Origin of the sequence: Aneurinibacillus soli (assembly GCF_002355375.1) — a bacterium.
GTDB classification, from domain to species: domain Bacteria; phylum Bacillota; class Bacilli; order Aneurinibacillales; family Aneurinibacillaceae; genus Aneurinibacillus; species Aneurinibacillus soli.
This window is the reverse complement of record NZ_AP017312.1, coordinates 1,288,127-1,311,561: the sequence shown is the minus strand read 5'-3', so window position 1 is coordinate 1,311,561 and position 23,435 is coordinate 1,288,127. Positions and strand designations below refer to the sequence as shown.

Sequence of the window (23,435 nt, the reverse complement as noted above, 5' to 3'; positions counted from 1 at the left end):
CTCTTGCCTCCCCTCTCTACCCTACAGACGGAATCCCTTTTTAAAAAGTTGCATCCATCTAGAAATTTTACCGGCATGTCATCCCGTTTTTTACGGTTGTATAGCCGAGTTGCTTATTGTTTACGATGACCGTAACAGCTCCGCATTCATCTGTTCGTACAATACGGCTGTCGGCTTGATTCAGTCTTTCCATTGTATCACGATGCGGATGCCCGTATCGATTGTTTCGTCCGGCTGAAATAATCGCCAGATCGGGTTTTATCTGGGTCAACCATTCTTCTGAAGTTGAGCCTTTGCTCCCATGATGGCCAACTTTCAAAATATCAACTTTTTCCATTCCATCTGCAAGCAGACGCAACTCCCCTTCTCGCTCCAGATCACCCGTAAACAAAATACGGCGACCATACACTTCAAGCAGCAACACAACAGACCGATCATTATTTCCAGATCCGGTTATCCCTGTAGGATTCAGTACACGCCACCGTACTCCCTCCCGCTCCTCCCATACTTGACCGCCTGACACAGCCGCATGAGAAATATGCTTCGCTTGCATAAGAGCAGCCACTTCCTGCTCAAGGTGAGACCGCGGCAGATCCCCGTTGCTAATCACCTGTCGGACAGGCACATGTGTAAGAACATAAGGAACACCACCAATGTGGTCACTATCGCCGTGTGTCATAACCAGCTGATCAATCTTTCCAATTCCCTGTGCGTATAAGTAAGGAAGAATGACATCTTGTGCTGGCCAGAACGGCTTGCGCCGTATACGCCATGTCTGTCCATCAAACGGCACTGCTGGAATGCCACCCGTATCAATTAATACGACTCGGTCTTGCGTCTGTATCACAATCGCATCTCCCTGTCCGACATCAAGAAACGTAATCCGCACTTCAGCACGGCGATCTACATAAGGAAGAGATGCACAAATGAGAGCGAGTACGATACAAAGTAACCAACTTTTCCGATTAAGGGCAATTTTACCATACAAAAGCAAAGCAATGAAAGCAACCAATAGCCCATAAAGAGTCAACCATATGATAGAAGGAGACTTCCACACGATGCGCATTAATCTTTGGGACTCGATCGTATACAAAAAGTGTAAAACAGGAGTTAACACACTGTCTACTATGTTTGCGGCTAAAAAACCAAAACCAGGATGAATGGCTCCAAAAACAAGCGAAAGGGCAGCAAGAGGCGCAATACATACACTTATAAACGGAACGAATAAAAAATTAATGAGAGGAGAAAGAAAAGAAAAGACATGAAAATAATACACCGTTAAGGGAAACGAGGTAAGAGTAGCCGCTACGGTTACTGCCACAAGACCGCGCAGGAAAGCAGGCTTCATCCACTGCAATCGCACCTGTAGCGGAGGAACGAGCAAGAGCAACCCAAATGTAACAAGAAAAGAAAGTTGAAAACTAACCTGATGAATCACATACGGATCAACCGCCGTCATGCCAAGAAAGGCTACACCGAGCACATTCCACCCATCCGCTCGTCGCCGCACGAGAAGGGCAAGCAAAACAAGCTCTCCCATAATGAGAGCACGCATAGCGGACGGACTAGCTCCGGTCAAAAACACATACAGCGGCAGCATTACCATAGTAAGTCGAAAGCTATGCTCTCGCGATAGGCCAGCAAGCCGGCACAGAAAGACAAGAGCTGCTACAAACATCCCAATGTGCTGACCTGAGATGGCAATCACATGGGTTAGACCAAGACCAGAGAATTTCGCATATGTCTCCGAATCAATCTCCGTAACAGAACCGAGTAAAAATCCGGACAATAGCCCCTCTGTATCCGGCCCATACATCTCCTTCAACCGTTCCGCCAGCCATTCCTGCGCCGCTACCAGACTCCCCCGTACACTAGATGTAGGGGCTTGATACGAAATCGCGTTCAACCCTTCTATACTCCCCACTCGGTGAACATGCTGGAAATACAAAAAACGCACATAATCAAATGCACCTGGATTAGTTGGTTCAGGCGGCACAGAAAGCTCGAGTGGGCCAGCAAGCTGCGTACCATATCGGAACACATCCCGGGCCCGCTTCCATTCTTCGATATTCTTCAAACGTACCGTTACCTGCACAGTCTCCTCTGCCGTGACCGGCTGTGCGTTCACCTTATGCACACGCAGCGCGAACCGAACCCGATCTCCATCATACACAACCTTACTCACAATCTCACCTTCACACGTGACTGCTCCGACCGAAAGCATGCTTACATTGCGGCTATCAATCAAACGATAGTAACTGAATGCAGCCATAAACAAACATACCCCAATGATTGCACAACGTCTAAGCTCTGCATGTCGCACGAACAGACCAGCTGAAACTGCAAAACCAACAGCCAGCACCAAAAGAGCGGACTTAACACTGTTTGTATATACTGCGGCGCAAATAAGTCCACCTAATCCGTACAAACTATATACAAACAACATCCGCCGCCCGATCATACTACTTCACGTATCCGCGCAGCTTAAGCTTCTCTACATGCGCGTGCAGCAGACTGTTAATATCCATCACAAATGTTTCTTCTAATATGTATAACATCGTAAAGCAGCATTGCGCGATATGCAGTAGATTCAAGCCGCAACCGCGTAGCACCTGTTCTTCCGCCCGAACACATTCTTCCCCGCTTGCGCCACGAAACTTGCCAATCCACTGTGCGAACCGCCCAATCGCTACCGAGATGTTAAGCACTGTACTATCCAGCGTAACACCTGGAATGACCAGACGTGGCAACCGCAGTGCCCGATAGCCATCTGCTGTCACAGTACTGTATACATCATCCATTTCCTGCATCTGTCGAACATAGCCTTTGCGCAGCAGTTTGGCAAGATGCTCATCCATCATCGCATCAAGGCGCACATCCGGCGCAATGTCTTCGAGCACGAATGTCATAGAAATACACGTCTGTGCCACATCAAGCAGCTCCCCTGCCACATGATGCAGCGCCTCTCGTGCTCCCGGTGTCCCCTGCTCCTCCATCCAGCGAAGAATCGCTTCACTCAACTCTCCCTGTTCTTCTACCAGCTTTTGAAATGTCGATTCCAACGATGGAACAAGCTGGTTCAGCCGGGGAAGTACAATCTCAATCATGGTATGGACAACTCCCTTTTTCTCTTTATTGTATCACGATACGCAAATATTTTGTAAATAAATGTAAAAAGGAAGAGCTTATGCTCTTCCTTCTACGAACTTTGCAGGCCATTCCACTGATCCGTGAGTATGGACAACTCCTGCTTAATTATGTACATATTAGGTTCTTCCTGCTGCTCGATGCAGTCATTGAGCCTCTCTAGCAACCAGTTAATCCGTCCCTCGACGATTTGCTGTTCGATATACTGCTCAACAAGAACGTTAGCCAGCTCTTTCTCTTCTCCGAAACCATTGTTTTCAAAGATGCGTCCTTCCCGAAAATGAATGTCCTTGCTCATTCCTTCTTCATACAGTCGAAGCATGCCGCTTGCTCCCATCAGATAGATCGAGCCATGGAACAGGCGAATGAGCGGGTTTGCATTCAGCTCTTCCTCGGTAATTCCATTAATGTAAAGTCGACCTTTGATCGGAAGCCCTGACTGTACAACCAGCCGGAATACACCATGTTCTGTATAAAATCCAAGCAGGAGCGTACCCTGCATGGTTTTCTTCTCTTCTACTGTAATTTCCGGACGCACTTTGGCTTCTTCTACAATTCGATAGACATCATCAATGCGTTCTTGCGGAGCCTGAAAATTATCGCATACACCACGTATCGTTGCCACATTCGGTTGCATAGAATTCACCTCTTTTGTAGTTCAGCTTCATTTCCTTCTTGCTACATCTTTACCCCCTCGCGACTAGTCCATACCAGTTTTTCACGCATTTTATAAAAAAATTATGCTAATCTACAAATTCCATCTTAATACCGATTGGAGCCTTGTATATATCCAACTGCCGGAACAAAATCTCTTTTCTTTGAAACAGTTCCGCTACTTTCACATGATCTTTTGCATACGGACGATGGAAGACAACTTCCGCAATGCCACTGTTCGCAATCATATTCGCGCACGTCCAGCACGGCTGATCCGTCACGTAAATCGTCGCCCCCTGTCGATCCGCTTGATCGGTAAACAACAACAGGTTTTGCTCCGCGTGAATCGTTCGAATGCACTTCTGCTTCTCCTTAATCACGCCCGCTTCGTCTGTCTCGTAATAACTATGTAGCAAGCATCCTTCCTCCAGACAGGATGGTACACCACTCGGACTTCCGTTATAGGCAGTACCTAGCACTTTGCGCTGTTTTGTGAGTACAGCCCCTACATGCCGACGTGGGCACGTCGCACGTGTAGATGCCATATAAGCCAGGTCCATAAAATACTCATCCCATGTTTTGCGTTCACTCATTCTTCTCTCTCCTCCACATGTTCTTTCTTCTATAGTAAACGAAAAAAGGATGCGTGCAAAATGCACAGCATCCTCTTCATATATTATACAGTTGCCAGTCGGCTAGCTTTAAGCGCTTGTTCCAGGTCAGCAATAATATCATCAATTGCTTCAATACCGATAGACAGACGGATGAGATCCGGAGATACGCCTGCACCGATTTGCTGCTCTTCTGTCAGTTGTAGATGTGTTGTGCTTGCCGGGTGAATGACGAGCGATTTCGCGTCCCCAATGTTCGCCAGATGTGAGAACAGCTTCAGGCTGTTAATGAATTTCTTGCCTTCTTCAATACCGCCTTTAATGCCGAATGTGAAGACCGCACCTGCTCCTTTTGGCAAATATTTTTGCGCACGCTCATAATATTTGTCACCTTCAAGGCCCGGATAGTTCACCCATGATACGAGTTCATGATTTTGGAGGAACTGCGCCACCTTCAGCGCATTTTCTACATGGCGCTCCATGCGCAGGTGAAGTGTCTCAAGACCTTGAATGAATAACCATGAGTTAATCGGTGTCGTAGCAGCCCCGATATCACGCAGCAGCTGTACACGAGCCTTGATAATATACGCTAGGTTACCTACTGCCTCTGTGTATACTACACCATTGTAGCTTGGGTCCGGCTCACTCAGGCCTGGGAACTTGCCATTGCTCCAGTCGAATTTACCAGAATCGACGATCACACCACCGATGGATGTACCGTGTCCGCCAATGAACTTCGTAGCAGAATGAATCACAATGTCTGCGCCAAACTCAATCGGGCGGCACAGATACGGACTTGCAAATGTGTTATCCACGATAAGCGGAACACCGTTCTCATGCGCGATCGCGGCAATTCCTTCGAGATCCGCTACGTCAATACGCGGGTTACCAATTGTCTCCGTGTAGACCGCTTTTGTTTTGTCAGTGATCGCTGCACGGAAGTTTTCTGTATCAGACGGATCAACCAGGGTTACTTTGATGCCGAGTTTGCCTAATGTGTGTACAAACAGATTGTACGTACCACCGTACAGATTGCTCGATGCGACGATTTCATCTCCTGCGCCTGCAATGTTGAGAATCGCGAATGTAATGGCAGATTGGCCAGATGATACGGCCAGCGCGCCCACACCGCCTTCAAGCTGTGCAATGCGCTGCTCGAATGTATCTTGCGTTGGATTCATAATACGTGTATAGATGTTGCCAAATTCTTTTAGTCCGAACAAGTTAGCTGCATGGTCTGTATCCTTGAATACATAGGAACTCGTCTGGTAGATTGGAACCGCACGTGATTGTGTAGTCGGGTCTACTTCCTGTCCGCCGTGCAGGCAGATTGTTTCAAATTTCAGTTCGCGTTCTTGTGCCATTGTCATATCCCCCTTGAAAAAGTAAGTGTAGGTAGTTTTTCTTCACGGAGGGCGATGTTATGTACCAAAATAAAAACCTCTTCTCCGTTGTGGAAGAAGAGGGTTGCATACTCAGGTATGTATCACCGCTCTCATCTTCCAAAGCCGCTGCTTTGCTGGATTTAGCACCTTGCACGTCGTGCCGGTTGCCGGGCTTCATAGGGCCAGTCCCTCCGCCTCTCTCGATAAGAGATACTATTCTATTGTGTGATTGTGTCGTGCTGTTCTTAATACTTATTATAGGTTTACTATTCCGACCTGTCAACTTAATCTGAAAATTTTTTATTGTTTTTTACTCAACTGTAAGACGAGAACGGATTTTCTCCAGTGTTTTCGGTCCGATGCCGGACACGTTCGTAATGTCCTCCACTTTCTTAAACGCTCCTTTTTTCTCTCGGTATTCCAGAATCGCCACTGCTTTCGCCGGGCCAATACCCGGGATTGTCTGAAGTTGTTCAGACGTTGCCTCGTTTATATTGACAATCACTTTCCCGTTATCTGTACCTGCTGTACCGTTCTCACCACCCGTCACAGGTGGCGTCTCTCCCTGGCGTGGCACATAAATAAGCATACCGTCCACAATCTTCTTCGCTCCGTTCAGACTGCGGCTATCTGCTTCCGGTGCCAAACCACCCGCCTGCTGAATTGCTTCATGTACACGAGAGCCGGGCGACATCGTATACACGCCTGGTCGAATGACCGCTCCTTTCACATCAACGGTGGCCGGTGCAGCGGGAAGAGAAGACTCGGTATTCTGTAACGGTTTCTGGTCAGGTGTCGAAGCACGTTCCTCTTTTGCACCTTTTGCTGATGCTGATGCCGCTGTCACAGGCAGAAGTTCCGGCTCTGATTCATTGGTGCTATACAAATAAAAACTACTACCAAGAAATAACGCGCATACAATAATACCAATTCGTTTTTTTCGTGTACGCATCCATTCTTTCATCTCTTTACTCCCCCGCTTGTGATTTGTCATTGCTTTGCCTATAATTTAATTAAACTATTCTGGATTCATACCGGAAATAAGGAGGTTACTATTATGAGTGTTCACCATGCGATTTCAGCCCATTCAGCTAGCCAAGCGGAGTATATCGTTCTGTACCGCAAGCTTGATGTGATGCGTGAAGTACGAATTGAACGGGCTATTGAACAGTATCAGGCGGGAGAAGCCGTTGATCTTGCTTCTATTAACGAAGTTACTCAGCAGATCAATCAACTGGCACAGCGTCATCATCTGCCGCCACGCAAATTTGTTACAGCAGCCATGATTGAAAGCACAAATAAATAATTACCTTTTATTTACATTTTATCACATTAGGCAAATTATGTGTACTGAATCTCTCTGTGCATCCATACATTGTAAGAACAAGTAAAACAAAGCCGGGGGGATTCAGATGCATATCGGCTTTATCGGCACAGGAAGCATGGGAACGATGTTGTTGGAAGCTTTTATTGAATCAGGAGCAGTAGCACCCGATCAAATTATCGCTTCCAATCGTTCGTCTCATAAACTCGATGTGCTGATTCAAAAACATTCCGGTCTACATACCGGAACGAACATTCATGTAGCTCAGAAAGCAGACGTTGTTTTCCTTTGTGTTAAGCCTCTTGAATACCGTGCTGTGCTTGACGAGATTCAAGCAACTCTTACTCCGGAGAAGCTGATTCTGTCAATTACGAGCTCAATCGGTGTCAAACGATTGGAATCCTATATTCCATCCAAAATTGCCCGTATTATTCCAAGCATTACAAACACAGCACATTCCGGAGCTTCGCTTGTTACATTCGGCTCTCGCCTAACACCAGCAGACAGAACCAGTCTACTGAAGCTAATCGCTACGATTAGTACGCCGATCGAGATTGAAGAAGATCATACACGCATTTCTTCGGATATCACAAGCTGCGGACCTGCTTTTTTCAGTTTTCTTATGCAGCGCTATATTGATTGCGCAGTGGAAGAAACTGGGATTTCCGAGGAGCAGGCTACCGAGATGATGACAGCTATGGTTATTGGCATGGGCCGCCTGCTCGAAGACGGCCGATATTCTTTGCCATCCTTACAGGCCAAGGTGTGTGTACCTGGCGGTGTGACCGGCATCGGCCTGAATGTGCTCGACAAGGAAACAAAAGACACATTCAACCATCTCGTGCAGGCGACGCAACGTAAATTCCACACAGATTTACTTGAAGTGCAGGCACTATTTACGGACAAAAAAAATCCCCTCCACTAACCACTGTGGAGGGGATTTTTTGGGTAGCACATTATTTAATAATCTGCGCTCCCGCTTTAAGCTGCTCAGGAATGGACAGGCCGAAGCTTTGCGCCGCTTTGGCATTCACAATCAGTTGAACATCTTTCAGTGTTTCCACCGGGATGTCTCCCGGCTTCTCACCGCGCAGAACACGTGCGGCCATCACACCTGTCTGCTTGCCCAGCTTGTAATAGTCAATGCCATACGTCGCAACCGCACCGCGCTTCACTGTGTCGCTATCAGACGCAAACACTGGAATTTTCGCAGCATTGGCTGCCTTCAGCAGCGATTCAAAAGAAGACACAACCGTGTTATCCACCGGAATGAGAATCGCATCCACCTTACCAGCAAGCGACTCTGCACCCGGTTTTACTTCGTTTGAATTCGTCACGCCAGCACGCACGACTTTAATGCCTTTTGCCTGCGCCGCTTTCTCGATCATATCGACTTGAACAGACGCATTCACTTCACCCGTATTGTAGATGACACCAAGGTTCTTCAGCTTTGGAACAAAAGCGTGCACCAGTTCCACCTGCTTATCCATCGGAGACGCATCAGATGTACCTGTCACGTTTGCCTTCGGCTTATCAAGTGCCGGGACAATCTTTGCCGCTACCGGGTCGGTAACAGCCGAGAACACAACCGGGGTGTCTTTGGCCTGGTTGACAACAGCCTGCGCAGACGGCGTCGTAATCGGGATAATGATATCCTTATGATCCGCCGCCATCTTCTGGGCAATTGTCGCGACATTGTTCATGTCGTTCTGCGCGTTGACGTATTCAAGCTGCATGGACGTGCCGTCTTTGTATCCTTCCGCTGCCAACTGGTCAATAATGCCTTTGCGAATCGAATCAAGCGCCGGGTGTTCAACAATCTGGGTAATGCCGACTTTCACCTGCTTGCTTGCATCTGATTTTGCAGACGTCTGCGGCGCACTTTCTGCCTGTTTTCCCTGACCACACCCTGCCATCATCATTGCGAATACGAACAGGATGCATACAACTGCTGCTCTTCTCATCTTAACTCTCCTCCAACTCTCTCAACTAAAATCTTGTAAGCCTTATGCTTGCCAAAATTATAGCACGGAGAGTTGAGGGAATACTATCACATTATCCAACAACAATGTTGACAAGTTTACCCGGTACCGCAATCACTTTACGAACGGTCTTGCCTGCGATCAGTTCCTTAATTTTGTCATTTTCGTTCACGAGCGCTTCCATATCCTGTTTTGTTGCACTTGCGGAAATGACCATTTTGTCGCGCACTTTGCCGTTAATTTGCAGAACGATCTCGATCTCGTCCAGCACAAGTGCCGATGCATCAAATGCTGGCCATGCTTGATGATGCACACTGTCTTCGTGGCCGATCATCCGCCACATTTCTTCCGCAATGTGCGGTGCAAACGGCGCAAGCAGCTTGACTGTTGTTTCGATCGCATGGGCGAACATGCCACGGTCTGCTGTTTCCGGATACGCATAAATTTTGTTGACCAGCTCCATGATGGAACTAATCGCTGTATTGAACTGACGGCGCTCGCCGATGTCGTCCCCGACTTTTTTGATCGTTGCATGAAGCGTACGATTTAACTCTTTCGCATCGCTGTCAGACACATTCACAGCCGGATGGCTCGTCACAAGCTCTACATTTGCCTCTACTACACGCCAGACACGGTTTAAGAAACGGAAGCTGCCTTCTACACCCGAATCACTCCACTCCAGGTCACGATCCGGTGGAGCTGCGAACAGGATGAATAGACGACCCGTATCCGCCCCATACTTCTCAATGATCTCATCCGGGCTCACAACATTGCCTTTTGATTTCGACATTTTTGCGCCGTCCCTGAGAACCATACCCTGCGTCAGGAGACTCTTGAACGGTTCGGTAAAGTTAACCATGCCTGCATCATGCAGTACTTTCGTGAAGAAGCGTGAATACAGCAAGTGCAGAATAGCGTGCTCAATCCCGCCAATATATTCGTCAACTTGCAGCCATTTGTTCGCTTTTGCCGCTTCAAACGGAATCTCATCGTTTTTCGAATCGGCAAAACGCAAATAATACCAGGACGAATCAATGAACGTATCCATCGTGTCTGTTTCGCGGCGTGCCGCACCACCGCAGCACGGGCATGTGGTGTTCACGAATTCCTCTGACTTAGCAAGCGGATTGCTTGCACCATCAATCACAACATCTTCTGGAAGCAGAACCGGCAGTTGATCTTTTGGAACTGGAACCGTACCGCATGTATCGCAGTAAATGATCGGGATTGGCGCACCCCAGTAGCGCTGACGAGATACAAGCCAGTCACGCAGGCGATATGAAATGGTAGAACCGCCGATGCCTTTTTCTTTCAGGCTGTCTGCAATTTTGACAAGTGCTTCCCGGTTTGGCGTACCATCAAATTCCGCAGACTGCACAAGCACACCATCTTCTGTGAAGGCTTCTTCCATCTCCGCAGACACATCTACATCTTCTCCTGCCGGTGCGATTACACGCACAATCGGCAGTTCATACTGACGCGCAAATGAGAAATCACGTGTATCATGTGCTGGAACAGCCATAACTGCACCCGTACCGTAATCCATCAGGACATAGTTGGCAATCCAGATCGGTACATCTTTACCAGTCAGCGGATGGCGAGCGTACGCTCCTGTGAACATCCCTTCCTTCGGCGCATCTGCCGCTGTACGAGTAATGTCTGATTCTTTACGAATGCGCTCAATGAAGTCAGTAACTTCCTGCTCGTTTTCTTTGCCTGCAATCAACTTGCGCACAGCCGGATGCTCCGGTGCAAGCACCATGAAAGTGACACCATACAGCGTATCCGGACGCGTTGTGAATACCGTCAACGATTCATTAATTTCCGGTACTTCAAACGTAACTTCAGCACCAGTGCTTTTGCCAATCCAGTTACGTTGCATCGTTTTAACTTTATCCGGCCAGCCTTGCAGCTGATCCAGGTCTTCAAGTAGACGGTCGGCATAGTCTGTAATCTTGAAATACCACTGTTCAAGATCAAGCTTCACCACTTCCGTACCACAGCGCCAGCAGCAGCCCTCTTCTACTTGCTCATTCGCAAGTACAGTCTGGTCATTCGGGCACCAGTTTACGGCGCCGTTTTTGCGATAGGCAAGACCGCGTTCATAGAACAGCAAGAAAAGCTGTTGTGTCATTTTATAGTAATCCGGTGAGCAGGTCGCAAATTCGCGATCCCAATCATAGCTCACACCAAGTTTTTTCTGTTGATTGCGCATGAAATCAATGTTTTCATACGTCCATTTTGCCGGTTGTGCGCCAAGCTTAATGGCTGCATTCTCCGCCGGCATCCCGAAGGCATCCCAGCCCATCGGGTGTAGCACCTGATACCCACTCATGCGCTTATAGCGGGCTACAACATCCCCGATCGAGTATACGCGCACATGTCCCATATGCAGGCGACCGGATGGATACGGAAACTGCTCCAGGCAGTAAAATTTCGGCTTGCTTTCGTCTTCATTTGTTACGTTAGCTCCTGTTTCATTCCAGTACTGCTGCCACTTCTCTTCAATCTCATGCGGCTTATAAGTTGACATTTTTTGTCCTCCTAAACATCTTACGTCTTCAAAAATCTAATAAAAAAAGCCTCTCGTCCCTGGGAAAACCCAGGGACGAGAAGCTTGCTTCCCGCGGTACCACCCTAGTTAACGCAATATGCACATGGGCATTCAAGCGTTCACCTTATGATCCGTAACGTGGATAATTCGGACAGCGCTACTATGATTCCCGCTGTCGGCTCCGAGGTGAGTTCATCACGCGAGACGGTTAACTCGCACCATCCGTTAACTCTCTGCATACATCTACCCGTCATTACTATTCCTCTTCCTAACCTATATGTTCAATTATGTAGATTATATGCAACATATTCTGCTGATGTCAACTAATCTTCCCTGACAGGCTTCCGCACTGCAAAAAATGCCCGTTCGCTGTCTTCTTCCACTGGCTGTCCGGTAAAATCAGCAGTGATCGACAATAATTCAAACCCTGCTGCGGCAAGCCAGTCCGTCAGGTCAGCAAGATGATACGTCTGCTGATGGTGCAGTTCATGGAATCTACGATACAATCCATCCTGCTCCTGCACAAACAACGTCAGATCGTGCTCAACAGCTTCCGTATCCGGATCATACGTACTCTCCCATATATAAGCCACCTCGCCGTCCTGATGGCTAAACGACTCGTTACCGAACACTTCGGCAATTTTGTATGGCGTATGCACATCAAACAGGAACGTGCCGCCCGGTACAAGCGCCTCATATACACGAGCGAACACACGCTGTACACCTTCCGCATCTGAAATATAGTTCAGTGTATCACAAAAACACAGCACACTGTCTATGTGCGCACTGAGCGCCAATTCACGAATGTCCTGACACAGCCAGTGAACCGAAGCATCCGGGTGGCTGCGTTCGACTTTCTCTCTGGCGACATGCAGCATATCCGCTGACAGATCGACACCCCATACTTCAAAGCCATACTCCAGCAAATACCGGGTGAGTGATCCCGTGCCGCAGCCAAGCTCCGCTACACGAGATGGACCGGTTCCGGCATGCCGCCATACTTCGACCGCCACCTGCATCCACCGATCATACGGTGCATCTCCCATTAGATGGTCGTACACATCTGCTAGGCGACGATAGCTTGTATTATTCTGTGAATTCGACAACACGGGCATCTTTCCACAGGCGCTCAATATTGTAGAATTCACGCTCATCGCGGTGGAATACATGGACAACAACGTCGCCTAAATCCATCAGCACCCAGCGTGCATCATCATAACCTTCCCGGCCTTTCAGAGTAGCCCCAGCTTCTTCCACACTGTCTTTAATATTATCTACAATCGCCTGTACCTGCGGCTCGGAATTCCCGTGGCAGATTACAAAATAATCAGCGATGACCGACAATCCCTGAATATCAAGGAGCATTACCTTGTGTGCTTTTTTATCGTCTGCCGCACGCGCGGCAATTTTGGCAATATCGAGTTCTGTCATAATCGTTATACTTCCTCCTGTGCTTGCTTCTTTTTTGGTTTCACGAGCGAGTTGCGCGCGAGCACCGTCAGTGGGTAAATCCTCTTTTCCCGCTTCACGAGAAATGTGATGGTGCCGCCGAGCGCTTGGGCCAGTGCCCGATCCAGATCTTCTTTGGCCAGCTTCCGTAATTCATCCACGCCAGGGAACTGACGAGTCGGCTCAATATAATCTGCAAGACATACTACCCGCTCCAGTAGCGTCATATTTTCCCTGCCTGATGTATGATAGCGAATCGCATCAAGTACATCTTCATCCTCAATGCCAAGCTCACGTCTAGCCACTTCCGCACCGACATGAGCGTGCCACAGCTCTTTATCGTATTCGAGCAGATCAGACGGAATGTGAGGGGTTTCCTCGATAATCCGCTTCATTTTTTCTTCCGGCCAGAACTTACAATAGTCGTGAAGTATCGCTGCGAGTTCCGCTTTTTTCTTATCTGCACCATAGCGTTTTGAAAGCTTTTTCGCTGTTTCTACGACACCAAGGATATGCTCATAGCGATGCTTCGTGACCTGTTCTTTGACAGCTGCCAACAATTGCTCACGATTCATACAGCTCGTTCTCCTCTATATATAGTCTAACCGCTTCCGGCACAAGATAACGGATGGAATGTCCGTCCCGGATTAGATCGCGCACCTGACTTGAAGCTACATCGAGCTGTGGCATGTCTACTTCGATCAACCACTCCCGATACGGCGTATTCATCGAGTAACCCGGACGGGCTAACGCCACGAATTGCACCATGCGAAGCAGTTCGTCCACACGATGCCACTTCGGTAAGTATTCCACCATGTCGCCACCAATAATAAAGAAAAAATCCACGTCCTTATAGGCTGCCGTCAGCCTGCTCATCGTGTCATACGTATACGATGGCGCACTGCCCTGTGTATCAAGTTCAATCGTAGTAATCTGAAAACATGAGTTCCCTGCCACAGCCCGCCTGAGCATCTCAACCCGATGGCGGTCGGCTGTAATGACTTTATTCTGCTTGTGCGGCGGAATGCGGGCTGGCATGAGCCAGATTTCATCGAGAGCAAGCACATCACGTGCTCGTTCTGCGACAATTAGATGCACGGTATGTACGGGGTCGAATGTCCCGCCGTACACACCAATGCGCCGTTTTTTATTTCGGAAGCTCAATCGTTTTGTGTTCCTGCGACTCTTTGTACAGCACAATCGTACTGCCAATGATCTGAACAACTTCCGCGCCACTGCCTTCCGCAATCGCTTTCGCTACTTCATTCTTATCTTCTCCGCAGTTGTTCAGTATCGATACTTTGATCAACTCCCGTAATTCCAGCGTTTCATCAACTTGCTTAATCAAATTATCGTTTACGCCACCCTTCCCCACTTGAAAGATTGGGTTAAGATGGTGCGCCAGTGCGCGTAAATGTCGTTTTTGTTTGCCTGTTAACACGTTTATTAGTCCCCTTCCGTTAATTGCGATGCGTAAGCGCGTCCATGACAACCGCGCGCATCTCCACAACAGGTGCTTGCTGCTTCGTCCAGTACTCGAAGCTCAGCGCACCCTGATAAATAAACATCCCAACACCCCGATGCGTGCGAGCACCTGCGTAAGCCGCATCACGCAACAGTTTTGTATCGAGCGGATTGTAAATAAGATCACTAACCAGCAATCCTTCATGCAGGTGTTTCGCATCTAGTGGGCTTACGTCCGTATGTGGATGCATACCAATTGATGTTGTCTGTACGAGCAGTGTCGCATTTGCTGTACAAGCACCGACTTCTTCCGTACAAATGGCCCTAAGTTCTGCTTGTGGATAAATCTGTCCGAGATCGCGTACTAGCTCGTCTGCTTTTTCCCGCGTCCGGTTCGCAACGGTAAGCTTCGGCAAGCCAGATGCAAGCAACGCAAATGCGACACCGCGTGCAGCCCCTCCTGCTCCAAGCATCAGGGCAGACTGCCGAGTCAGCACAACTCCCGTTTCTTCCACCAGAGAGCGCACATACCCTCTTCCATCTGTATTATATCCAATAAGGCGCCCATTCTCGTTTACAATGGTGTTAACCGCCCCAATAAAACGCGCTTCTTCATCAATCTCATCCAGATGTGCCATCACGCTTACTTTATGTGGAATTGTAACATTCACACCACGCAATCCAAGTGCCCGAATACTAGCAACAGCTTCCCCTATGCGTGCTGGCTCCACATCAAACGCCGCATACCGTATATTCAAGCCAAGTACATCAAATGCCCGGTTATGCATCAACGGTGACAGTGAATGGCTGACCGGATGGCCGAGAAGTCCGGTTAGGACAGTTTGGCTGTTCATGTCATTCTCTCCTCCGTTTCAAAAATGCCCCTGACAGCAAGCGGCAGGGGCACCTCTCTTGTGTTTATATAAGCGATGGGCGGATGCTGACGGCTACACCTTTTGGCACACGCACTTCCACGTTCGCACCGCTTCCGTGCAACGCGATCCAGCCGAGACCGGAGATGACAATATCTTGATTGCCCGCTGGCACTTTGAACGTGAAGCGGTCGAGTTTCGGCATATTTTCTGCCATTTCTTTTCCCGGTGGTGAAAGCAGCGTACCCAGATGCTTCTCATACAACTCATCCGCCTTCTCCAATTTCGTACGGTGAATGTTTAGCTGGTTCGAGATGTAGAAAACAAATGGTTGATGCTCTCCCTTCACGAAGTCAATGCGTGCGAGACCTCCAATAAACAGCGTCTGCTTATCATTGAGCTGATATGTCTTCGGCTTCAGCTGCTTGTCCGGCAAAAGGAGCTTCAGTTCGGACGGTGCCACCAGATGCAAAATCTGATCACGGTTGACGATCCCTGGTGTATCATATAGCGATGAACGTTCATCGAGCGGAATTTCAATCACATCGAGCGTCGTTCCAGGAAACTGCGATGTTGTAATATCAAGCTCGGACTCCCCGAACTGCTTGAGCAATCGATTGATGAGCGAGGATTTACCGACATTCGTCACACCGACAACGTGAATATCGCGTCCACGGCGGTGTTCATTCATCGCCGCTACCAGCCGATCAACCCCTTCTCCCTTATGTGCACTTACGAGAATAACGTCAACCGGCTTCAGACCGAGGTCAGCCGCTGACTTGCGCATCCAGTTCACCAGACGGTTGCGGTTGACGTTCTTCGGAAGCAGATCGACTTTATTGCCGACGAGCAGAATCGGGTTGTTGCCAACGAAACGGTGCAGGCCACGCAACCAACTGCCATTAAAATCAAAAATATCAACTACCTGCACCACAAGTGACTTCGTATCGCCAATGCTGTTCAGAATGCGTACGAAGTCATCGTCACCGAGTGTAACGGTGGACGCTTCATTATAGTGTCTGATACGGAAACAGCGCTGGCAGATGATTGTTTCTTTCTCCAGTGCCTGCGGCGGCGCATAGCCAACGTGCTTCGGGTCTTCCGCCTGAATCTCGACCCCGCATCCCGCACAGTAAATTTCATGTTCCATATTGTTCATTCTAGTCCTCCCACGGAATTTTTCCGCGTTTTCTCATCCAGTTCAATGCAACCCGTTCCAGCCTGCGGTTAAAACGGGTAATCAGGCTGTCTGTCTGCGCGACCGGCACAACAAGAATCGTATATAGACCCATGCGATTGCCGCCAAGCACATCGGTAAACAACTGATCCCCAATTACGACTGTTTCCTGCACGGACAGCCCCATACCACGCGTTGCCTTGTGAAATGCGTTCTTTGTCGGTTTTTTCGCCTGATGAATATACGGAACACCGAGCGGCTCAGCGACTTTAGATACGCGTGTCTCATTGTTGTTGGACACAATCACAACCGAGAACCCGTGCTCCTTTAGCTCTTTGATCCATGTGATAAGCTCCGGGGTTGCATCAGGGCGATCCCATTCAATCAGCGTATTGTCCAGATCGGTGATAATCCCTTTCACGCCGCGCTGCTTTAGCTGCACCAGATCAATGTCATAAATCGAATCGACGTGCAGATCCGGAATCAGTAACGAGGTAATCATGCGACCCCTCCATATGGTTTTTACGTATAATCATGCGCATAAATCCGGCATTTACTATACCATATTCCCCCTATAAAAGAAAGGCATGCTTCTTACGCATGCCTTTCTCCTGTACATATTATTTTGTTGCAGATTTTGTTCCTGATTCTGTCGCTGTCTTCTCGCCAGTCATTGGAACAACCTGAGCATTTTTTGCTTCCGTTGGCAGTTCAATCTTAACATCTGCATTATAATCACTGTATGTTAGATCTTGTGTCATAATCATTTGGGTAAGCGGCATATCTGGTTGTGGCTTGAAGTTGATCACGATTTGATTGTTACTCACAACAGGCATTTGTGTTTTTTCATCAAGCTTCATCGTACCTTGTACGTAAATCGATTGAACCATCTTGTCCGCTTCATCAAACATCGCCTTCATATCGCCCATGCCCTGCATGCCCTGAACCATGCTCATCAGATCTTTCAAACTGTTAATACGGGTCTTAAAGCTAAGCTGCCCGTCTTTGGTGAGCGAGTAGAACGTATTTTTTTCAAGCTCCGGTGGAATACCTTGCATTTGCTGTTCCATCATCGCCTTCATATCCATTGGAAACGCATTCGGTGCTTTCACCCAGCCAGACGGATTTTCCTTGTTCTCCGGCATACCTGGCATGTTCATTTTCATGTACATATCATGTCCAATAATATACTGCTCCATTTTCATGTCGCCAGTTATTCCTGGAACGGCCGGGAGCTTCATTTCTGTTTCCATCTTAATGTGATCCGGCAGCGAGAATGCTGCAGCAATCTTCATCTTAAATGGCTCGTCAAGTACATCCATTTCTTTGCGAGCGTCAGATGGCATCGAAGCAAGCTTACGTTCATCAAGCTTAACTTGCATCGTCATGGTGCCATTCATTTTGAACGACTTCACAGCTGCCTGTGCCTTCTGAGACTGTTCAAGCTTTTGTTTCGCTTCTGGCGATGTTTTCAAAAGCTGTGCAAGTAGCGCCTCTCCTTCCGCTGCTGTCAGAATACGATCACTTTGCTTCCAATCAATATTGGCCCCTGCTGCTGATAACCAGGTTGCCGTACCGTATGCCCAGTGCAACTTCGGCAGCTCTACTGTGCTACCTGGCAGCGCCGTATTCGGAATACCGAGCGCACGGCTCATGAACGCCAGTGCTTCAACCTGGGTAATCGGCTCGTTCGGGCGCACCTGTGTGCTATTTCCGGCAACGACACCATTCGCACGCATCTTATCGATCACTTTCGACAAGGCACTTCCAGCCGGAACATCTTTATACTGGCTATGTACTGCTGTATCAGGCAGATGGATCGCCTTATCCAGCAAAAGCAAGAAATCACCACGTGTCATATTTTGTGCCTGGGAAGCCACCACAGGTGCTGGCTCAGCGGCGAACACACTAACCGCTGGACCCCCGAACAGCATAGACAAACTAAGCAAACCAGCTGCAGCATTACGTTTTTTCATATTTACCTCTCCTCGCATATATATGTAATCTCTTCATTACTTACATACGAGGAAAGTGTGGAAAAAGTTTCATAGTATGGAGAAAAAAGATGAGGAAGAGAATACATGGATTCCTCTACAGACGTGAACGGTGAAGCAGCTCCTGTTTGCTGTCCCACAGCTTTTGACTCAAATCCACATGATAGCCATGCGGATTGATCAGACGCTTCACCTCATCAGAAAAATGGCTAAGCTGCTCACACGCATGTGCCCGACTATCTTCAAGCGAAACCGGGTTCCCTATACGCCGACCGTTCTCTATGACCGGTACAAGCAACTCCTCCATCCGGTACCCCCGAATGGTTTTGCGCTTATGCGGAAACAGCGGATCAAACAGCGTAATCGTATCCCCCGGAATCTCTTCCTCCGCAAATGTCACCAGATCGCCAAGAGCCTGCCCGCTCTGTTCATCATAAAAACGCACCAGCCGCTTATAACCAGGCGTTGTAATTTTTGCCGGGTTCTCCGATATTTTCAGACGCGGGGTCCATTCCCCGTTCTCCTGTACAGCAGCAAGCTTGTACACGCCACCAAGCGCAGGACATCCATTCGAGACAATCAGATTCGTACCGACTGCCCATACATCGACTCTAGCTCCCTGTGTTTTCAGATCGCGAATAAGCATCTCGTCCAGATCGCTAGAGGCAACAATCGCAACATCCGTTAATCCTGCCGCATCCAGCTGCTTGCGTGCTTCTTTAGACAAATACGCCAGATCACCCGAATCAATGCGAATGCCGACAAGCTTCTTTCCCTGCTTCTTTAATTCCAGCCCCACTTCAATCGCATGCGGCACGCCGACACCAAGCACATCGTATGTATCAACCAGTAGCGTCGTCTCATCCGGGAACGCTGCGTTATACGTGATGAACGCCTCTTTCTCGTCTTCAAACAGTTGTACAAAACTGTGTGCATGCGTTCCTTTCACCGGAATGCCGAAGTCACGTCCTGCCATTACATTCGAAGTGGCTGCGATCCCGCCGATATATGCGGCACGTGCTCCATAATATGCCGCCTCCGTCCCCTGAGCCCGGCGCAGTCCAAACTCCAACACCGGGTCGTCGCCTGCCGCCCGCACAATACGCGCTGCCTTCGTCGCAATTAATGTCTGATGATTAATCATCGCAAGCAGCGCCGTCTCGATCAACTGTGCCTCCATCACAGGTGCCTCCACGCGCACAAGCGGCTCATCGGCAAACACCACCGTTCCCTCCCGTACAGCCGCTACATTTCCTGTGAATGTCATGTTCGCTAGTCGTTCCAGAAACGCTTCTTCATATGGATACAGACTGCGAAAATAATCCAGGTCCTCTTCGGTAAATTTTATATTCTCAATAAAATGAAGCGCCTGCTCAAGGCCCGCGAATAGTGCGTACCCGTTGCCACACGGTGGTTTTCGAAAAAACATATCAAATACAACACGAGTATTTGCCATTCCCCGCTTGTAGTAAGCATACATCATATTAATCTGATACAGATCTGTGCTCATTGTCTGGTTCATTTTCTTTGAACTCCCTTTCTAGTTATCACCCAGAACGGATGAAATCGATTCACGACAGAATCATTCTCCCTACTAGTATGCACCCTAATCGGATTTTACGGAGCATATTCATCCACATTCTTCCTAATCTCTCTCATCATCTATGCTCTTTTAACTATTTGCAAACACAGACTTTTGTTCTATCATAAAGGAAGATAATTCAAAACAAAAAAGAAAAAGATTAACAATTACCTATAAGACAGGAGTGAATCTGTATGATGACTCAAGAATATGAGAATCGCTGTGATGACTTTAGCGCTCTCTTAAAAGCATGCTCCCATCTATTTGATATGTTTAATCAAGAAAATACTTTCATTGTATCTGATACGGAAAAAATTGTAGGGTACTGGGAAGGAAAACACATCAAATTCGGCTTCAAAATCGGCTCTTCTCTGCCATCAAATACCGTGATGCGCCAGGCCATGGACCAGAAGCGTAAAATTACGCAAAATGTCTCTGAAAACGAGTCTTCCTTTAACTTCGGCTATACTGGCAACACCATGCCAATCTATAATGAAAGCCGCCGAGTCATTGGAGCACTTGGAATTGCCATGCCTACATATAAACAGGAAATCCTGAAGAAAATGGCGTCTGAATTAATGCAGACGACAGAACAGACCACTACCGCAACGGAAGAAATTGCAAGCGGCGCAACAAGCATGGCAGATGCAGTTAGCGCACTGGCTGTCAATTCACAAAATGCCCAGAATGCACTCAGCACCGTCGGCAAAGTAATCAATCTTATTAAGCAGGTAGCCGATCAAACGAACCTGCTGGCACTCAACGCAGCGATTGAAGCAGCTCGGGCCGGAGATGCCGGACGCGGCTTTGCCGTGGTAGCCGATGAAGTACGCAAGCTTGCTTCAAGCACGCGTGAGAATGTGGAAGAAATCTCAAAGAACTTGATGGGAATGTCGAATACAATCGAAGAGATTGCCAAAGAAGTGAAAAACCTCGACGGACTCGCCCAGCAACAGGCTGCCGCTACCCAGGAAATTAGCGCGTCCATGTCCTCCCTCGAAGAAAATTCACGCAAGGTAAGCGATGTGGCGGAAACGCTGACTCAATGATCATAAATTGAAGAGGCTGTCTCGAAAGCTGTAACACAGCGACTGAGGCAGCCTCGTTTTTCTTGAGGGCTGGTTTCTCCAAAGTGTGGTGGAGGAGTCGGGATCGGGCGGGGCCTCGTCACTTCGGTACGCTTACAGAGAAGTTGGGGCTGTCCGCTCCAGGTGCCAGACGAACTCGCCCACAAAAGAGGACCCACGATGTAGTTACATCGAAGCATTGTGGGCAAAAGCCCGTTCATCTGACCCCTTCCGCTGGGGAATCGCGTACAGGCGTTCCGTTGCCCCGCCCGATCCCACTCCTGACACACTTTGGTTAAACATCATCAAGTAATATCAAGAGGCTGAGCTTTGCTATGTAGGTGAAAAGTAAGGAAGCTGTCTCTGGAGAAGTCAGTGGCGATCGAGCAAATACGTTCTGGCGTGCATATTTTTTGTAAACCAAAACGTTGTGCGGGGAGTGGGAGAAGGGAGGAGCACGAGCGCCTGTACGCGCCTACTCAGCGGAGGGAGAACGGCGAACGAGCCTTTGCCCGCAATCCTTCGGTGAATCAACATCGTAGGCTCTTCTTTGCGGGCACGTTCGTCGAGCTCCCGGAGCGGACAGCCGCTGCTTCTTTGCAAGCGTACCGAAGCGAACGGCTCCTCCCTTCTCTCACTCCCTCACACCCTCACACCCACACTTTCGATTTCACAACAAAAGCTGTCCCATCGCCATGTTCTGGCTTTTAGGACAGCTTCTGTCTTACCACTTCAGTTTATTGAATCCACGCTCTTCCAGTTACTTTGACAATGAATGAACCCCATGTCCAAGTGCCGCTTCTACGGCTTCCATTGTTACTTCCGCAAGCGTTGGATGCGCATGAATGGTCAGCGCAATATCTTCAAGCGTTGCACCCATTTCAATCGCAAGTCCTGCTTCAGCAATGAGGTCGGACGCTTCTGGTCCAACGATCTGTACGCCAAGCACACGACCATCGGCTTCATCCGCGACTACCTTCACAAAGCCGTCTGTTTCGTTTACACTGAGCGCGCGACCGTTCGCACCGAAAGAAAAACGGCCTGTTTTCACGTTATAGCCTTCTGCTTTTGCCTGATCTTCTGTCAAGCCAACGCTTGCCATCTCTGGATCAGAGAAAACAACCGCCGGGATAGCCAGATAGTCGATTTCACTTGGCATCCCTGCAATCACTTCTGCGGCTACCTTGCCTTCATATGACGCTTTATGCGCGAGGGCAGGCCCCGCTACGATATCACCGATGGCGTATACGTTTGGCACATTTGTTTTGCACTGTTTATCGATCTCGATCAAGCCACGATCAGTCATTTTCATGCTGATGGCTTCTAGACCAAGTTCATCTGTATTCGGGCGACGTCCAACAGTAACGAGGCAGTAATCTGCCTCAAACGCTTCTTCTTTATCGCCGATTTTTGCTGTAACTTTGACACAATTGTCAGTTACTTCACTGCTGCTAGCCAAAGCGTTTGTATGAATCTCTACGCCAAGCTTTTTCAGCTTTTTCTTCACAAGCTGCACCATATTTTTCTCAAAGCCCGGCAGGATGCCATCCGATCCTTCAAGCACCGTTACTTGTGCGCCTAACTTCGCAAATACAGTACCAAGCTCGATCCCGATATATCCGCCACCGACAACAAGTAGCTTATTTGGAATGTGATCGAGTGTGAGGGCTTCTGTCGAAGACAGAATGCGGTCACTAAACGGCAGCGCCGGAATTTCAATTGGGCGGGAGCCTGTTGCGATGATGCAATGGTTGAAGTGATAGCGATTCACGTCATAGCCATGGAACACACGCACTTCGTTTTCATTGACGAACAGTGCTTCGCCTTCGATAATCTCCACACCGTTACCTTTCAGAAGGGAGCGTACGCCGCCTGTAAGCTTGCTCACAACGCTTTGCTTCCACTCCTGTACTTTTTTCATATCGACGCTTACATCACCGACATTAATGCCGATTTCATGGCCGTCTTTTGCCTGCTCGAAGCGGTGTGCTGCCGAGATCAAGGACTTGGATGGAATGCAGCCCCGGTTCAAGCAGACACCGCCCACTTCTGACTTGTCCACGATAGCTACTTTCTTACCGAGCTGGGCAGCGCGAATGGCTGCCACATATCCACCTGGACCTGCTCCGATTACGAGAACGTCTAATTCTGTCGTAAATTCCCCTACTACCAT

The 23,435-nt window shown here is 48.5% G+C and carries 23 protein-coding genes, 1 riboswitch and 1 other annotated feature; of the genes, 4 read left to right on the top strand and 19 right to left on the bottom strand.

Annotation, left to right across the window (positions count from 1 at the left end; all coding sequences use genetic code 11):
* Positions 1-67: 67 nt before the first annotated feature.
* The 6 genes from CB4_RS06610 to CB4_RS06585 all read right to left on the bottom strand — a co-directional run bounded on the left by CB4_RS06610 (position 68) and on the right by CB4_RS06585 (position 6,761).
* Positions 68-2,461 (bottom strand): DNA internalization-related competence protein ComEC/Rec2, encoded by a 2,394-nt coding sequence (locus CB4_RS06610; protein ID WP_096464276.1) that lies wholly within the window; start codon positions 2,459-2,461, stop codon positions 68-70.
* A gap of 1 nt (position 2,462) precedes the next feature.
* Positions 2,463-3,107 (bottom strand): MazG-like family protein, encoded by a 645-nt coding sequence (locus tag CB4_RS21305; RefSeq protein WP_181419262.1) that lies wholly within the window; start codon positions 3,105-3,107, stop codon positions 2,463-2,465.
* A gap of 92 nt (positions 3,108-3,199) precedes the next feature.
* Positions 3,200-3,784, bottom strand: coding sequence for a hypothetical protein (locus tag CB4_RS06600; RefSeq protein WP_096464274.1), 585 nt, complete (start codon positions 3,782-3,784; stop codon positions 3,200-3,202).
* Between the two features lie 106 nt (positions 3,785-3,890).
* A complete protein-coding gene (locus CB4_RS06595; RefSeq protein WP_096464272.1) occupies positions 3,891-4,394 on the bottom strand; it encodes a deoxycytidylate deaminase in 504 nt (167 codons plus the stop codon).
* An 83-nt stretch (positions 4,395-4,477) separates the two neighbouring features.
* Complete coding sequence (locus CB4_RS06590) at positions 4,478-5,776, bottom strand: homocysteine synthase (RefSeq protein WP_096464270.1); 1,299 nt, start codon at positions 5,774-5,776, stop codon at positions 4,478-4,480.
* 128 nt (positions 5,777-5,904) lie between these two features.
* Positions 5,905-6,007: riboswitch (SAM riboswitch) on the bottom strand.
* Positions 6,008-6,107: 100 nt separating this feature from the next.
* Entirely contained in the window at positions 6,108-6,761 is a 654-nt protein-coding gene (locus tag CB4_RS06585; RefSeq protein ID WP_172890825.1) for a helix-hairpin-helix domain-containing protein, read from the bottom strand.
* Positions 6,762-6,854: 93 nt separating this feature from the next.
* On the opposite strand from CB4_RS06585, the gene CB4_RS06580 reads away from it, so the two are divergent.
* A complete protein-coding gene (locus CB4_RS06580; protein ID WP_096464266.1) occupies positions 6,855-7,103 on the top strand; it encodes a DUF2533 family protein in 249 nt (82 codons plus the stop codon).
* A 106-nt stretch (positions 7,104-7,209) separates the two neighbouring features.
* Positions 7,210-8,046, top strand: a complete 837-nt coding sequence (comER, locus tag CB4_RS06575) for a late competence protein ComER (protein WP_096464264.1) — start codon at positions 7,210-7,212, stop codon at positions 8,044-8,046.
* Between the two features lie 31 nt (positions 8,047-8,077).
* Here comER and CB4_RS06570 read toward each other — a convergent pair whose 3' ends face one another.
* The 12 genes from CB4_RS06570 to CB4_RS06515 form a co-directional block, all read right to left on the bottom strand.
* Complete coding sequence (locus CB4_RS06570; protein WP_096464262.1) at positions 8,078-9,085, bottom strand: ABC transporter substrate-binding protein; 1,008 nt, start codon at positions 9,083-9,085, stop codon at positions 8,078-8,080.
* A gap of 91 nt (positions 9,086-9,176) precedes the next feature.
* Positions 9,177-11,636, bottom strand: a complete 2,460-nt coding sequence (gene leuS / locus CB4_RS06565; protein WP_096464260.1) for a leucine--tRNA ligase — start codon at positions 11,634-11,636, stop codon at positions 9,177-9,179.
* Between the two features lie 68 nt (positions 11,637-11,704).
* Positions 11,705-11,936, bottom strand: a binding site (T-box leader).
* A 44-nt stretch (positions 11,937-11,980) separates the two neighbouring features.
* Complete coding sequence (locus CB4_RS06560; protein WP_231956169.1) at positions 11,981-12,766, bottom strand: class I SAM-dependent DNA methyltransferase; 786 nt, start codon at positions 12,764-12,766, stop codon at positions 11,981-11,983.
* Positions 12,744-13,088, bottom strand: a complete 345-nt coding sequence (rsfS, locus tag CB4_RS06555; protein WP_096464256.1) for a ribosome silencing factor — start codon at positions 13,086-13,088, stop codon at positions 12,744-12,746. Before rsfS ends, CB4_RS06560 begins: the two co-directional genes overlap by 23 nt.
* A 5-nt stretch (positions 13,089-13,093) precedes the next feature.
* On the bottom strand, positions 13,094-13,681 hold the full coding sequence (gene yqeK / locus CB4_RS06550; RefSeq protein ID WP_096464254.1) for a bis(5'-nucleosyl)-tetraphosphatase (symmetrical) YqeK: 588 nt from the start codon (positions 13,679-13,681) through the stop codon (positions 13,094-13,096).
* Positions 13,671-14,270, bottom strand: coding sequence for a nicotinate-nucleotide adenylyltransferase (locus CB4_RS06545; RefSeq protein ID WP_096464253.1), 600 nt, complete (start codon positions 14,268-14,270; stop codon positions 13,671-13,673). The genes yqeK and CB4_RS06545 overlap by 11 nt, the downstream gene beginning before the upstream one ends.
* Positions 14,254-14,547: a ribosome assembly RNA-binding protein YhbY gene (gene yhbY / locus CB4_RS06540; RefSeq protein WP_096464251.1), complete on the bottom strand. Its 294-nt coding sequence runs from the start codon at positions 14,545-14,547 to the stop codon at positions 14,254-14,256. Before yhbY ends, CB4_RS06545 begins: the two co-directional genes overlap by 17 nt.
* Positions 14,548-14,566: 19 nt before the next feature.
* Positions 14,567-15,424 carry a shikimate dehydrogenase gene (locus CB4_RS06535; RefSeq protein ID WP_096464249.1) on the bottom strand — a complete coding sequence of 286 codons (858 nt, stop codon included), beginning with the start codon at positions 15,422-15,424 and terminating at the stop codon, positions 14,567-14,569.
* A gap of 64 nt (positions 15,425-15,488) precedes the next feature.
* Entirely contained in the window at positions 15,489-16,592 is a 1,104-nt protein-coding gene (yqeH, locus tag CB4_RS06530; RefSeq protein WP_096467658.1) for a ribosome biogenesis GTPase YqeH, read from the bottom strand.
* 10 nt (positions 16,593-16,602) lie between these two features.
* The gene (locus CB4_RS06525) at positions 16,603-17,118 is read right to left on the bottom strand and encodes a YqeG family HAD IIIA-type phosphatase (protein ID WP_373681345.1); all 516 of its coding nucleotides are present in this window, start codon (positions 17,116-17,118) and stop codon (positions 16,603-16,605) included.
* Positions 17,119-17,239: 121 nt separating this feature from the next.
* On the bottom strand, positions 17,240-18,595 hold the full coding sequence (locus CB4_RS06520) for an S-layer homology domain-containing protein (RefSeq protein ID WP_096464245.1): 1,356 nt from the start codon (positions 18,593-18,595) through the stop codon (positions 17,240-17,242).
* 115 nt (positions 18,596-18,710) lie between these two features.
* Positions 18,711-20,135: a nicotinate phosphoribosyltransferase gene (locus tag CB4_RS06515; protein ID WP_096464243.1), complete on the bottom strand. Its 1,425-nt coding sequence runs from the start codon at positions 20,133-20,135 to the stop codon at positions 18,711-18,713.
* A 254-nt stretch (positions 20,136-20,389) separates the two neighbouring features.
* On the opposite strand from CB4_RS06515, the gene CB4_RS21825 reads away from it, so the two are divergent.
* Both CB4_RS21825 and CB4_RS21455 read left to right on the top strand, forming a co-directional pair.
* Positions 20,390-21,244: a methyl-accepting chemotaxis protein gene (locus CB4_RS21825; RefSeq protein ID WP_096464241.1), complete on the top strand. Its 855-nt coding sequence runs from the start codon at positions 20,390-20,392 to the stop codon at positions 21,242-21,244.
* Between the two features lie 83 nt (positions 21,245-21,327).
* Positions 21,328-21,561 carry a hypothetical protein gene (locus CB4_RS21455; protein ID WP_146226579.1) on the top strand — a complete coding sequence of 78 codons (234 nt, stop codon included), beginning with the start codon at positions 21,328-21,330 and terminating at the stop codon, positions 21,559-21,561.
* Between the two features lie 461 nt (positions 21,562-22,022).
* On the opposite strand, the gene lpdA is transcribed toward CB4_RS21455, so the two are convergent.
* Positions 22,023-23,435, bottom strand: a complete 1,413-nt coding sequence (lpdA, locus tag CB4_RS06505) for a dihydrolipoyl dehydrogenase (RefSeq protein ID WP_096464239.1) — start codon at positions 23,433-23,435, stop codon at positions 22,023-22,025.